Source organism: Mycolicibacterium arcueilense, from assembly GCF_058536225.1.
This window is the reverse complement of record NZ_JBZTYL010000007.1, coordinates 348,890-362,274: the sequence shown is the minus strand read 5'-3', so window position 1 is coordinate 362,274 and position 13,385 is coordinate 348,890. Positions and strand designations below refer to the sequence as shown.

11 protein-coding genes are annotated in these 13,385 nt (G+C 66.1%); 9 read left to right on the top strand and 2 right to left on the bottom strand.

Features of this window, described 5'->3' with window-relative positions:
* The first annotated feature begins 33 nt into the window (after positions 1–33).
* From AC4LGL_RS05895 to AC4LGL_RS05880, 4 genes are all read left to right on the top strand, one after another.
* A complete protein-coding gene (locus AC4LGL_RS05895; protein WP_491839282.1) occupies positions 34–1,647 on the top strand; it encodes a S53 family peptidase in 1,614 nt (537 codons plus the stop codon).
* Positions 1,644–2,852: a zinc ribbon domain-containing protein gene (locus tag AC4LGL_RS05890; RefSeq protein ID WP_491838029.1), complete on the top strand. Its 1,209-nt coding sequence runs from the start codon at positions 1,644–1,646 to the stop codon at positions 2,850–2,852. Before AC4LGL_RS05895 ends, AC4LGL_RS05890 begins: the two co-directional genes overlap by 4 nt.
* Entirely contained in the window at positions 2,849–3,568 is a 720-nt protein-coding gene (locus tag AC4LGL_RS05885; RefSeq protein WP_491838028.1) for a hypothetical protein, read from the top strand. Before AC4LGL_RS05890 ends, AC4LGL_RS05885 begins: the two co-directional genes overlap by 4 nt.
* Positions 3,569–4,035: 467 nt before the next feature.
* Positions 4,036–5,787 carry a zinc ribbon domain-containing protein gene (locus AC4LGL_RS05880; protein WP_491838027.1) on the top strand — a complete coding sequence of 584 codons (1,752 nt, stop codon included), beginning with the start codon at positions 4,036–4,038 and terminating at the stop codon, positions 5,785–5,787.
* Here AC4LGL_RS05880 and guaA read toward each other — a convergent pair whose 3' ends face one another.
* A complete protein-coding gene (gene guaA, locus AC4LGL_RS05875) occupies positions 5,788–7,347 on the bottom strand; it encodes a glutamine-hydrolyzing GMP synthase (RefSeq protein ID WP_491838026.1) in 1,560 nt (519 codons plus the stop codon).
* A 113-nt stretch (positions 7,348–7,460) separates the two neighbouring features.
* Here guaA and AC4LGL_RS05870 point away from each other — a divergent pair, with 113 nt between their 5' ends.
* The 5 genes from AC4LGL_RS05870 (at position 7,461) to AC4LGL_RS05850 (ending at position 12,757) form a co-directional block, all read left to right on the top strand.
* A complete protein-coding gene (locus AC4LGL_RS05870; RefSeq protein ID WP_491838025.1) occupies positions 7,461–7,709 on the top strand; it encodes a DUF7683 domain-containing protein in 249 nt (82 codons plus the stop codon).
* A 38-nt stretch (positions 7,710–7,747) separates the two neighbouring features.
* Positions 7,748–7,993 carry a DUF7683 domain-containing protein gene (locus AC4LGL_RS05865; RefSeq protein WP_491838024.1) on the top strand — a complete coding sequence of 82 codons (246 nt, stop codon included), beginning with the start codon at positions 7,748–7,750 and terminating at the stop codon, positions 7,991–7,993.
* A 92-nt stretch (positions 7,994–8,085) separates the two neighbouring features.
* Positions 8,086–8,829 (top strand): beta-phosphoglucomutase family hydrolase, encoded by a 744-nt coding sequence (locus tag AC4LGL_RS05860; RefSeq protein ID WP_491839281.1) that lies wholly within the window; start codon positions 8,086–8,088, stop codon positions 8,827–8,829.
* The gene (locus AC4LGL_RS05855) at positions 8,829–11,186 is read left to right on the top strand and encodes a glycoside hydrolase family 65 protein (RefSeq protein WP_491838023.1); all 2,358 of its coding nucleotides are present in this window, start codon (positions 8,829–8,831) and stop codon (positions 11,184–11,186) included. Before AC4LGL_RS05860 ends, AC4LGL_RS05855 begins: the two co-directional genes overlap by 1 nt.
* Positions 11,187–11,302: 116 nt before the next feature.
* The gene (locus AC4LGL_RS05850; RefSeq protein ID WP_491838022.1) at positions 11,303–12,757 is read left to right on the top strand and encodes a catalase; all 1,455 of its coding nucleotides are present in this window, start codon (positions 11,303–11,305) and stop codon (positions 12,755–12,757) included.
* On the opposite strand, the gene AC4LGL_RS05845 is transcribed toward AC4LGL_RS05850, so the two are convergent.
* Complete coding sequence (locus tag AC4LGL_RS05845) at positions 12,758–13,339, bottom strand: TetR/AcrR family transcriptional regulator (RefSeq protein WP_491838021.1); 582 nt, start codon at positions 13,337–13,339, stop codon at positions 12,758–12,760.
* Positions 13,340–13,385: the final 46 nt, after the last annotated feature.

The following is a 13,385-nucleotide window of genomic DNA, read 5'->3' as shown; positions in this document are numbered from 1 at the left end:
GCGCAGAGAGTCGGTCGTCCGCCCATGGCCGGGATGAACATCGCCCCCTGGCGGGTAGTACTGGCGCTGGTCGTGTTCAGCACCCTGCTGGTCTCCGACCTGCGGACTACGCCCGCCCAGGGCGGATCGGCGTACGGACCCACCCACATCGCGGGTCCGTACGCCCAACTGCTTTCCGCCTCAACCGATCTCGGCCCAGCCGGGAGTGGTTCGGCGCAGCTCACCATGACGCTGCACAGCGCCGACCGACCGGCTGCGCTGCTCGGGTGGGCCGAAGAGCATTCACTGTCCATCCGGTGGCGGCCCGGTGACTCCTGGGCCATCGCCGAAGGCCGATCCGCCGACCTGGCAACCGCTTTCGGCGTGGACATCCATGACTACCGGGGCCGGCGCGGTCAGGAGTTCTACGCCTCACCGCAGCAGCCGTCGGTACCCGACCGGCTGTCCGCGGAGGTCACCGAAGTCGGCCGCATCCTGGGTTACACGCCCTACCGGATGTCACTGCCGGACCTGAGGAACCTGCCGACCGATGTCCCGGATCAAGGGTTGACGCCGCAGGGGGTGCTCAACACCTACAACCTCGGCAACCTGGCGGAGCAGGGATTCACCGGCAAGGGCACCACCATCGTGTTCTTCGCGTTCGACGGTTTCGATCAGGCCGACCTGGACACCTTCGCCACCACCTTCGACCTGCCCCAGTTCACGCCGATCGTGGTCGGCGGCCAACCGAGTGCCCCGCACGGCGAGACCACCATGGATCTGCAGCTCGCCCACGCCATCGCCCCGGATGCGCAGAAGGTCGTCGTCAACGCCCGGCCGACAGTCCAGGGTGACGGCGCCTACGAGAAGATCGGGAAGATGCTGGAATCTGCCGACCAGCAGTTTCCCGGTGCAGTCTGGAGCTTCTCGATCGGCTGGGGCTGCGACAAGCTGATCACCGCCGCCGATCTCGCCCCGGTCCGCTCCGCGCTGGCCACCGCACACACCCACGGCACCACGGCATTTGATGCCAGCGGAGACCTGGCCGGCCTGGAATGCAAAGGCGGACAAGACTGGTCATCCGCACCCAGCGAGGACGACATCGGCCTGGACTCGGTGGCCTCCCTGCCAGAGATGACCGATGTCGGTGGCACGACACTGTCCACCGACGCCCACGGCGGCTGGCTCGCCGAGCAGGCCTGGTTCGACGTCCCGCTGTCGCAAGGCACCGGCGGTGGCGTCTCCGCGATCTTCGACCGCCCCGAATGGCAACGCAACGTATCCGCTCCCGGCGACGACGGTGCCCGGCGGCGGCTCACCCCGGATGTGGCCGCGGTGGCCGATCCGTTCACCGGCGTGAAAATCGTTCTCAACAAACAGGTTCTGGTCGGGGGCGGCACATCGCAGTCCGCCCCGCTGTGGGCCGGGATGGCCGCCGTGATGAACCAGTACCTGATCGCCAACGGCGGCCGGGCGCTCGGCGACCTCAATCCGCTGTTGTACAAGATCGCCTCGGGCGCCCCGCTGCCGGCCTTCCGTGATGTCGACCTCGGTGGCAACGCGGTGGCCACCGCCTCACCCGGCTACGACCTGGTGACCGGACTCGGGTCACCCGATGTGGAGAACCTCGCCAAGAACATCCTTGTCCTGCAGAAGGCGCACCGATGACCGATACACCCGACGACACCGACGTGCCGACCACCGAGTGCCGGGTCTGCAAAGTCGATGTACCCGACGGCAAGTACTGCGGGCTGTGCGGGGTTCCGATCGACAAGGAACAAGGTGACGGCCCGGAGTGGTTGCGCCTCAGCGCATCCTGCGTGGCCCCCGATGAACACCTGTTGCGGCCGTCGATCGCCAGCTCACTGTTCCCCCACCTGTCGCACCAGTCCCGCACCCCCTTCCGCATCGCGATGCTGGTCCTGCTGGCAGGCCTGGTCACCTGCGCCGTGCTGCGGTTGCCCGCGGCCCTGATCGCGGTGGCCGCACTCGGGCTGCCGCTGCTGTTCCTGATCTACCTCTACGAGTCCGACGCCTTCCGCGACCTGCACCGCGTCAATCTGGTGGTGACCATCGTGCTGGGAATTGCGCTGGGTATCGGATGGGTGCTTCTCACCGGCCACGTGATGGCCAAGTCCTACGGCGTCCCACTCGGTAGCGGTGTGACCGCATTCCGGATCATGCGCAACGGCTTGGGAATTCCGCTGGGCGGAGCGTTCCTGATGCTGGTTCCCGCTGTGGTGGTCCGCGTGACCAACCGGTCGAGCCGGGAATCGTTGGACGGCTTCATGATCGGCGCCCTCGGCGCCACGGCCTTCACCGCAGCGACCACGCTCACCCGGCTGGCACCGCAACTCACCACCGGCATGGTGGCGCGAAACCGCCCGATCTCCGGTCTGATCGTCGAGGCCGGAATCCGCGGCGTAGCCATGCCTTTGACCGCAGCAGCCATCGGCGGCCTGATCGGTGCAGCGCTGTGGTTCACCCGCCCCGCCACCAAGGTCGACAAACACGTCGGATATGTACGGCTGGTGATGTTCTCGTGCGCGTTCGCGGTGCTGATCGTCTACTGCGCACTGGGTCTGATCGATGTGGCGCGCGTTCCGCAATGGATCCAGTTGGCGGTGCACCTCACGGTTTCGGTGATGGCGTTGTTGGCCTTGCGGGTCGGCCTGCATCTGGCGCTGCTGCACGAAGCCCAGGACGAGATCGCCTCCGATCAGCCAATCTTCTGTGCCCGCTGCGGCCATATCGTGCCCGACATGTCGTTCTGCCCGCACTGCGGTGCTGCCACCCACGCATCGTCGCGCACGTCCAGAGAACAGCGCCGTGAGCACCGGCCGGTGCGTGACCCGGGGTCAGATGCCGGGTGAGCACATTCTTTCCCGGATATGCGGTACCCATTTCTACCGGCAGAACCCGGGCCATTCGCGGCACCTCCGCCCTGAAAGTTGTGGCGACCCTGGCCACCGGAATCGCCCTCGTTGCCGGGGTACTGGCCTGGGTCTCGCATGCGACCAGTGAGCCACCGGCTCGCTACATGTGCCCACCCGACTGCGGGCGGCCCCCGACCGGGCAGGCGGTGGCGATCAACCCGGTGTTCACCGCGCCCGACGGCAGCTTCTCGGTTTCCTATCCCGTGGCCTCCTCCGCCTACACGGTCACCACCAACCCGACCGGTGTCACCGCGGAGTTCAAAGCCGGCGACGGCGGCATGCTGCAGTTGTTCAGCGAGCCGGCAACCGGACGTAGCGCCGAGGACATCGCCAACTCTCTGGTCAAGAAGACATATCCGGATACCAAGACCGCCTACAGCATCCCCAACGCCATGGTGGGTTACCACCCCGGATTCGGCCTGGTCGCCGACTGCTGGCCGCAGAGCGCGACAAGTAACTACATGCGGATGCGGGTGCTGGTGTTGGTCGCGGTGAAGGACGACCTCGCGCTCGTCGCGTCGGCTGTCGGACCGTATCGGGAATTCGGCCCCGGCTCGGGGGCCAGTAAACCGTCGGGCGCCAACCTGCAGTTGGCGCTGGACATGGGGAAATACGTCAACAGTTTCCGGTGGCGCGGAGATCCCGACCGCTGATCGCCTGCCGTCCGGTCGGAAACGCGGAATTGACGCCCACGCCGGAACGCACTGGGTTAGAGTTTGCTGGCAGACCCGCTTCACGGGCTGTATCTGTTTCGTCCGCGGGGGACAGTGAGGACTAATCATGAGGTCACGTCGATCAACTCGTCGCCTCGCAGCTGCCGCTGCCTCCGCCGCGATCATCGGGATGATCGGGCTCAGTGCTTGCGGTACCGGCGAGAAGGCACCAGAGACCACCACGCCGTCCACCACCACGACGACGACCACGACGCCGTCAGCTCCACCGCCGGCGGAGCCCACCGAGAAGCAGGTCTCCCCCGGGGGTGCCAACAGCTTCACGCCCACCCACGTAGAACCTGCGGCGCCGCCCACTGGGCGTCACGGCATCGGCAGCCCTCATAGGCAATAGCGCCGGAACCGGCTCAGAGGAGCCGGCGCCCACCATCGAATGGCGGGTATGCCGGGTGTGCCGCACCGAAGTACCGGCCGGCACATTCTGCGGAGCATGTGGCACCTACCTGAACCCGCCGCGCCAGGGGGCCCGGTGGTTACGGCCAGGGGCCTACTGCGCCGGCCGCGAGCACCTGCTGCGGCCGTCCGTGGTCAGCTCGCTGTTCCCGGCACTACCGCACCGTTCGCGGCCGTCCTACCGACTCGGGATAACAGCGCTGGCGGTGGCGGTGCTCGCCTGCACCCTGCTGCGAGTGCCCGCCGCGATCACCGCCCTGGCCGCGTTCGGTTTACCCCTGCTGTTCGTCACCTATCTCCGTGAATCCGCTGTCTTTCAGAATCTTCCGCCACGTACTCTGCTGCTGACCGGTGTCCTGGGTGCCGGTCTGGGCGCAGCCTGGACACTGCTGACCGGAACCGCGGTGGCGCGTGAGTACGACATGCCGATGGGCGTCGACGTGCCGGAGTTCCGGATCATGCGCGACGGCCTCGGCGTCCCGCTCGGTGCGGTGGTGCTGATGCTCATCCCGGTGGTGGTCATCCGCCTGATCGGACCGCGCACCCGAGAATCGTTGAACGGCTTTGTGATCGGAGCCCTCGGAGTGCTCTCCTTCACCGCGGCAGCCACATTGGGCCGGTTGGCGCCACAATTCGACGACGGGCTGGTGGACCACGACCGCCCCTTGACCGGGCTGCTGGTCCACGCCGGCATTCAGGCAGTCGCGGTTCCGTTGACCGCCGCGGCCGCAGGGGCTCTCGTCGGGGTGGTCCTGTGGTTCACTCCGGTCAAGGACAACGCCTGGCACCCCGGATACTTGCGCGCAGCCCTTGCGGTAACGGTCGCCGCCGTCCCAGTCTTATACGCGATCCTCGGCCTTGTCGACGTCGCGCCGACACCCGAGATCTTGGTCCTGGTAGTGCATTTGGCCGTGATGGCCTTGGCCATGCTTGCGTTGCGGATCGGTCTGCAGATCGCCCTGTTGTACGAAGCGCACGGCACCATCCACACCGACGGATCGCTGCAGTGCCGGCAATGCGAGCACACCGTTCCCGACCTGGCGTTCTGTCTCGATTGCGGCGCGGCGATCCGCGCATTGCAGCGGGCCGCACCCCGGGCCGGCCGACCGCTGCTGAGGGCATGGGGTAGCGGCGTCGTGCTGCTGACCGCCGCGCTCGTCGTGGTATCGGCGGTGGTCAGCAGTCCGCCCGCCCGCTACCGGTGTCCACCGGATTGCGGCCATCCGCCGACCAGCGATCCGGTGGCAACGAATCCCCGCTTCACCGCACCCGACGGCGCATTCTCGGTCGCCTATCCCGCGAATGGTGCGGCGTACCGGGTCACCACCGCCGACGACGGAGTCACGGCGGACTTTCTCGCCGGCGACGGCGGCACGATGCAACTGATCGGTACCCCCGCCAAGGGGCGGACGCCGAAGGCAATCGCCGAGGAGCTGGTCGAGAGCGCCTACCCCGACACCGAAATGGACTACGAGATCCCGAACGCGATGGTCGGGTACCAACCCGGCTACGGCATGGTCGTCGACAGCTGGCCGCAGAATGCCACCGGTGACTACATGCGGATGCGCGTCGTCATTCTGGCGGCGGTCAAAAACGACCTGGCACTGATCGCGATTGCGACGGGCCCGTACCACGAATACGGTCCGAGCTTCGGTTCAGGCAAACCCTCGGGCGCCAATCTCGACCTTGCCCTGGATATGGGTAAGTACGTCAACAGTTTTCGTTGGCGTGGAGACCCGGCGCGCTGATCACTCCCACTCGATGGTGCCCGGCGGCTTGCTGGTGACATCCAGCACGACCCGGTTGACCTCAGGCACCTCGTTGGTGATCCGGGTCGAAATCCGTTCCAGCACTTCGTAAGGCACGCGGGTCCAGTCCGCGGTCATGGCGTCCTCACTGGACACCGGCCGCAGCACGATCGGGTGGCCGTAGGTACGTCCATCGCCCTGCACGCCGACCGAACGGACGTCGGCCAGCAGCACGACCGGGCACTGCCAGATCTGTTGATCCAGACCGGCGGCGGTGAGCTCTTCGCGGGCGATCGCATCGGCACGGCGCAGGGTGTCCAGCCGATCGGCGGTCACCTCGCCGACGATGCGGATGCCCAGCCCCGGCCCCGGGAAGGGTTGGCGGCCAACGATTTCCTCGGGCAGGCCCAGTTCACGGCCCACCGCCCGCACCTCGTCCTTGAACAGCAGACGCAGCGGTTCGACGAGCTTGAACTTCAGGTCGTCGGGCAGCCCGCCGACGTTGTGGTGGCTCTTGATGTTGGCCGTGCCGGTGCCGCCGCCGGATTCCACGACGTCGGGGTACAGCGTGCCCTGCACCAGATACTCGATCTCGCCCTCGCTGGCACCCAGGGTGTCGCGGACCACCCGCTCGAACGCCCGGATGAACTCGCGACCGATGATCTTGCGCTTGCCCTCGGGGTTGGTCACCCCGGACAGTGCCTCCAGGAAGCGGTCGGCGACGTCGAGGGTGACCAGTTTGGCGCCGGTCGCCGCGACGAAGTCGCGCTCGACCTGGGCGCGCTCCCCCGCCCGCAGCAGGCCGTGGTCGACGAACACACACGTGAGCCGGTCGCCGATGGCGCGTTGCACCAGTGCGGCCGCCACCGCGGAGTCGACGCCGCCCGACAATGCGCAGATGGCCTGGCCGTCACCGATCTGGGCCCGCACTGCCTCGATCAGCTGATCGGCGATGTTGGCGGCGGTCCATGTTGCGCCGATGCCGGCGAACTCGTGCAGGAACCGGCTCAGCACCTGCTGGCCGTGCGGGGAATGCAGGACCTCGGGGTGGTACTGGACGCCGGCCAGCCGGCGGGCCCGGTTCTCGAAGCCGGCGACGGGCGCCCCGGCGCTCGAGGCGATGACACTGAACCCATCCGGCGCCGCGGTGACGGCGTCGCCGTGGCTCATCCACACGGGCTGGGTGCCCGGCAGTTCGGCATGCAGGTCGCCACCGGAGACGTTCAGCTCGGTCCGGCCATATTCGCTGGTCCCGGTGTGTTCGACGGTCCCACCGAGCGCCTGGGCCATCGCCTGGAAGCCGTAGCAGATGCCGAACACCGGGACGTCGAGATCGAACAGTGCGGGGTCGAGCCGCGGGGCACCCTCGGCATAGACACTGGCCGGGCCGCCCGAGAGCACGATGGCCTGCGGATCCTTGGCCTTGATCTCCTCGACCGTGGTGGTGTGCGGGATCACCTCGGAAAACACCCGCGCCTCGCGGACCCGGCGAGCGATCAGCTGTGCGTACTGAGCGCCGAAGTCGACGACGAGGACAGGACGGGGAGATGCAGACGTCACCGCAACAGTCTAGTGGGCAGGTCAGCGCGTGCTTGAGGTGCCGGAAATCTTGGTGATGGCACCCAGGTGTGGGTCCTACAGTCAGTTGACGATCTCGCGGAGGAAGTGGCGCCATGACACTGCAGTGGACTCTTGAAGGTTTTCACCCCCATACCGAAGAACTGGTTCACGACTACCCACTTCCCCGCTTGACTGCAGCAGCAATACGCCAGATCTTGAACGTACCCGAAGAAATTCCGGTCGAACCTTTTTGTTTCGACATACCGGACGACAAGGCGGTGCACGCACTGGCGGAATTCGCGGATGCGCCCGTCACCATTGATCCGGCGTTTACGTATCAACTCGGGTGCTCCAGCGAGTAGCTCATCGATCACTTTGACAGGAGAATGACCGAAACCCGATGTGGCACATAGAAGTATTTGACACAAAGACCGAATCACTGGCCGCCGAACACCCACTCCCCAAGCTCGATACTTCGACCGTCCGTAGAATATTGAATATTCATGACGACCAGCCTGTTGAACCATTCTCGTTCGACGTGAATCAGCCCGACATTTTTGATGCGCTTGCCGAATTCGGTGACGATGTCTTCGCGCTGGAGCCTGAGCGAACCTACTATCTGGCCTTCTCCAGCGTCGCCCGATGACACTCCAAAGTCACGCCGAAGCCGTGTTTAAACCCACCCCTCGCCCGGTGATTACGCATGATGGAGAAGACGTCGGCGAAAGCGAGGACGCTGTGCTGGGCTTGCCCGAGCAGATCACCGCGTGCCTGTTCGACCTCGATGGTGTCCTCACCGACACCGCGAGCGTGCACAAGAAGGCCTGGAAGGCCATGTTCGACGACTATCTGCGCACGCGGGCCACACGTACCGGGGACGAGTTCGTCGCCTTCGACATCGACGCCGACTACCTGAACTACGTCGACGGCAAGCGCCGTGAGGACGGCGTCCGGTCGTTTCTGTCCAGTCGCGGGATCCAACTGCCCGAGGGCACCCCGGACGACTCGGCAGATGCCGACACCATCGAGGGCCTCGGCAATCGGAAGAACGCGATGTTCCACCAGACCCTGAAGATGGACGGCGTCGAGGTGTTCCCTGGATCGCGGCGGTACCTGCAGGCAGTGACCGAGGCTGGGCTGCGCCGCGCGGTGGTGTCGTCGAGCGCCAACACCGAGGAGGTACTCAAGATCACCGGACTGGACAGCTTCATCGAGCAGCGCGTGGACGGAGTCACCATGCGCGAGGAGAACATCCCGGGGAAACCGGCACCGGACAGTTTCCTGCGTGCCGCCGAGCTACTCGGTGTCTCCCCCGCGCAGGCCGCGGTATTCGAGGATGCCCTGGCCGGGGTGGCGGCGGGCCGGGCCGGGAAGTTCGGATTCGTGGTGGGCGTGGACCGGGTGGGTCAGGCCGCGCAGTTGCGTCGCGACGGCGCGGACATCGTCGTCACCGATCTGGGCGAGCTGGGGGCAGCGCCATGATGATCACCCACGACGCGTACCCGGTGGAACCGTGGCAGGTGCGTGAAACCCGGCTGGATCTGAACCTGCTGGCACAGTCCGAATCGCTGTTCGCATTGTCCAACGGTCACATCGGCCTGCGCGGCAATCTTGATGAAGGCGAGCCGTTCGGTTTGCCCGGCACCTACCTGGCCGGCTTCTTCGAGATGCGTCCGCTGCCCTACGCCGAAGCCGGATTCGGCTACCCCGAGGCCGGGCAGACGGTCGTCGACGTCACCAACGGCAAGGTCATGCGGCTGCTGGTCGACGACGAGCCCTTCGACGTGCGCTACGGCGATCTGCTGGACCACGAGCGGACGCTGGATCTGCGCGCAGGCACTCTGACCCGCCGCGCCCACTGGCGGTCACCGGCCGGAAAACAGGTCAAGGTGGTTTCCACCCGACTCGTGTCGTTCGCGCACCGCGGAGTCGCAGCCATCGAATACGTCGTCGAAGCGATTGACGAATTCGTCCGCGTGACAGTCCAATCCGAACTCGTCACCAACGAAGACCAACCCGAGACGTCCGACGATCCCCGGGTCTCGGCAGTACTCAAACATCCACTGCACGCCGTGCACCACGAGAACACCGACCACGGTGCGCTGCTGGTCCACCGCACGATCGGCAGCGGCTTGATGATGGCGGCCGCGATGGACCACGACGTCGACGTGCCCGGCCGCGTCGAAGTCAGCACCGAATCCTGGGAAGATCTGGCCCGCACCACCGTCATCTGCGGGCTGCGGCCAGGTCAGAAGCTGCGGATCGTCAAATACCTCGGCTATGGATGGTCAAGCCTGCGTTCGCGCCCGGCACTGCGCGATCAGGCCGCCGCGGCCATCACGGGCGCCCGCTACAGCGGTTGGCAAGGGCTGCTCGACTCGCAGCGCGCCTATCTCGACGAGTTCTGGGACTGCGCCGACGTCGAAGTCGAGGGAGATCCGGATTGCCAGCAGGCGGTGCGCTTCGGCCTGTTCCACGTGTTGCAGGCCAGCGCGCGAGCCGAGCGACGCGCGATCGCGGGCAAGGGGCTGACCGGCACGGGTTATGACGGCCATGCGTTCTGGGACACCGAAGGTTTCGTGCTGCCGGTGCTGACGTACACCAAACCTGAGGCCGCGGCCGATGCGCTGCGGTGGCGGGCCTCCACACTGGAACTGGCCCGCGAACGCGCGGCACTGCTCGATCTGAAGGGCGCCAGTTTCCCGTGGCGAACCATCCGCGGCGAGGAATGTTCGGCCTACTGGCCCGCGGGTACGGCGGCATGGCACATCAACGCCGATATCGCCGCGGCGTTCGAGCGCTATCGCGTTGTGACCGGCGATGATTCGCTCGAGCAGGAGTGCGGCCTCGAGGTCCTGGTGGACACCGCGCGGCTGTGGATGTCGCTGGGGCACCATGATCGCCATGGGGTGTGGCATCTCGACGGCGTCACCGGTCCTGATGAATACACCGCGGTGGTGCGCGACAACGTGTTCACCAACCTGATGGCCGCACACAACCTGCGGGTGGCAGCCGCCGCGTGCATGCGCCATCCGGATCTGTCCAATTCGATGGGCGTGACCACAGAGGAGGCCGCGGCCTGGCGGGACGCCGCCGACGCCGTCCACATCCCCTACGACGAAGAGCTGGGCGTGCACCAGCAGTGCCAGGGCTTCACCACGCTGGCCGAATGGGATTTCACCGCCAACACCACCTACCCGCTGTTGATGAACGAGCCGTATGTCCGGCTCTACCCGACCCAGGTCCTCAAACAGGCAGATTTGGTGCTGGCCATGCAATGGCAGAGCCACGCCTTCACCCCGGAACAGAAAGCCCGCAACGTCGACTACTACGAGCGGCGCACCACCAGGGACTCGTCACTGTCGGCATGCACCCAGGCAGTGATGTGCGCGGAGGTCGGTCACCTCGACCTGGCCCACGACTACACCTATGAGGCCGCCCTGATCGACCTGCGGGATCTACACCGGAACACCCGCGACGGTCTGCACATGGCGTCGCTTGCCGGGGCCTGGACGGCACTGGTGGCGGGGTTCGGCGGACTGCGTGACGACGAGGGCGCCCTCTCCCTCGACCCACACCTGCCCGACGGCATCTCGTGCCTACGGTTCCGATTGCGGTGGAGGGATTTTCGGGTAACGGTCGACGCGCACCACGACACCGTCACCTACACCTTGCGCGACGGACCGGACGGGTCGCTGACCATCCGTCACGCCGGTGAGGAGGTACACCTGAGCACCCGCGAGCCGACCACCGTCAAAGTCCGTCCCCGGCATCCGCTGCTGCCGCCCCCGCCGCAGCCGGCGGGGCGCGAACCAGTGCGTCGCCGCACGGGTCAGTAGAAACCGACCCGGCCGGTTTGAAATCTCAAGGTCACGGGGTACTCGGCTGTCGTAAGTCTCAGCGGTCGCATTGCTGTGCGCAGTGCGCGGCGCTGAACAGCGAAAGGAGCGACGGGGTGACCGGTACCCAGCCCAAGCCGACAACCACCGACGCCGGAATTCCGGTGTACAGCGACGAACATTCGTTGACGATCGGTCCGGACGGGCCGATCCTGCTGCAGGACCACTACCTGATCGAGCAGATGGCGATGTTCAACCGGGAGCGCATCCCGGAGCGCCAGCCGCACGCCAAGGGCGGCGGCGCATTCGGTCACTTCGAGGTGACCCACGATGTCAGCGCCTACACCAAGGCCGCGGTGTTCCAGCCGGGCGTCAAAACCGAGACATTGACCCGGTTTTCGACCGTCGCCGGTGAACGGGGCAGCCCAGACACCTGGCGTGACCCTCGCGGGTTCGCGACCAAGTTCTACACCACCGAGGGCAATTTCGACATGGTCGGCAACAACACCCCGGTGTTCTTCATGCGGGACCCGTTGAAGTTCCAGCACTTCATCCGCTCGCAGAAGCGGCGAAGCGACAACAACACCCGCGATCACGACATGCAGTGGGATTTCTGGACGCTGTCGCCGGAATCCGCGCACCAAGTCACCTGGCTGATGGGTGACCGCGGCATCCCGAAAGACTGGCGGCACATGAACGGCTACTCCAGCCACACCTACAGCTGGATCAACGCTGCCGGAGAAATCACCTGGGTCAAGTACCACTTCATCACCAACCAGGGCATCGACTTCCTCACCCAGGAGGAAGCCGACCGAGTGGCCGGCGTCGACGGCGATGCCCATCAGCGTGATCTGTACGACTCGATCGACCGCGGCGACTTCCCGAGCTGGACGTTGAAGGTGCAGCTCATGCCGTTCGAGGAAGCCAAGGACTACCGGTTCAACCCGTTCGACCTGACCAAGGTGTGGCCGCACGGCGACTACCCGCTGCACGATGTCGGCACGCTGACGCTGGACCGCAATGTCGAGGACTATCACACCGAAATAGAGCAGGCCGCGTTCGAACCGAACAACCGGGTGGCCGGCACCGGTCTGAGTCCGGACAAGATGCTGTTGGCCCGTGACTTCTCCTACGCCGACGCCCACCGTCACCGGCTCGGGACCAACTACAAGCAGATCCCGGTCAACGCCCCGAAGGTCGAGGTGAACAGCTACTCGAAAGACGGGGCCATGCGGATGAAGAACGTGTCCGACCCGGTCTACGCCCCGAACTCGTACGGCGGCCCGCAGGCCGACCCGGCCCGCACCGGTGAATCGCTGTGGCGTGCCGACGGCGAGATGATCCGCGCCGCCTACACGCTGCACGCCGAGGATGACGATTGGGGCCAGGCCGGGACGATGGTGCGCGACGTGCTCGACGACGCGGCGCGGGCCCGGCTGGTGTCGAATATCGCCGGGCACCTGTCGAAGGGGGTTTCCGAGCACGTGCTCGAGCGGGCCTTCGAGTACTGGAAGAATGTCGACAAACAGCTCGGCGAGAAAGTCGAATCGTCAGTCCGCAACGGCGGCTGACTAATCCGCGGCGGCGCCGGGTTCGAGGATCCGTGCGACCTCGGCGCCCGTCGCGTCCCGTACCGCGTCGTCGCTGATCGGATCGAGTCCGGTCGCCGACCGCAGGAACGGCTCGAAGAACCGCCAACCCAGATTCAGGGCAACGGCATTGGCGACGGCCAGCCGACCCTCGCGTTCGTCGTCGAAACGCGGAAGCACCTCGTCGAGCAGCCTCGTGACCCCCGGAAACCGGGTCTGCAGTTGACCGATCGGGTAGCCGTCGAGCAGTGCCCTGGCCATCACTCGCATGTGCTGGTCCATGTTCCGATCGATCTCGTCGACCGGGCCATCGCCATCGAGCAGGGCGGTGAGCCGGGCACCGAGGTGCTCAAGCACCGCTCCGACCAACTGCTCCTTCGTGCCGAAGTGCCGGTAGATCAGCCCGTGGTTGACCTTCGACCTGGCGGCGATGTCGCGGATCGACGTGGCCGCCGGACCGCGTTCGGCGAACAGATCCGCTGCCGCCGACAGTGCGGCCGCGACCACCTCGTCCTTGCCGACCGGACCGGCCGCAGCCTTTGCCGGTGGCGTCGGTGTAGTCATGTGGTTACACTAGCCCATATGCATGTGTAGTCACCTGACTACACCT

What these genes read in the sequence shown, in the direction of transcription:
- AC4LGL_RS05895 (WP_491839282.1), top strand. Translation starts at nt 34, where the DNA reads ATGAACATCGCCCCCTGGCGGGTAGTACTGGCGCTGGTCGTGTTCAGC.
- AC4LGL_RS05890 (WP_491838029.1), top strand. Translation starts at nt 1,644, where the DNA reads ATGACCGATACACCCGACGACACCGACGTGCCGACCACCGAGTGCCGG.
- AC4LGL_RS05870 (WP_491838025.1), top strand. Translation starts at nt 7,461, where the DNA reads ATGACACTGCAGTGGACTCTTGAAGGTTTTCACCCCCATACCGAAGAA.
- AC4LGL_RS05865 (WP_491838024.1), top strand. Translation starts at nt 7,748, where the DNA reads ATGTGGCACATAGAAGTATTTGACACAAAGACCGAATCACTGGCCGCC.
- AC4LGL_RS05855 (WP_491838023.1), top strand. Translation starts at nt 8,829, where the DNA reads ATGATCACCCACGACGCGTACCCGGTGGAACCGTGGCAGGTGCGTGAA.
- AC4LGL_RS05845 (WP_491838021.1), bottom strand. Translation starts at nt 13,339, where the DNA reads ATGACTACACCGACGCCACCGGCAAAGGCTGCGGCCGGTCCGGTCGGC.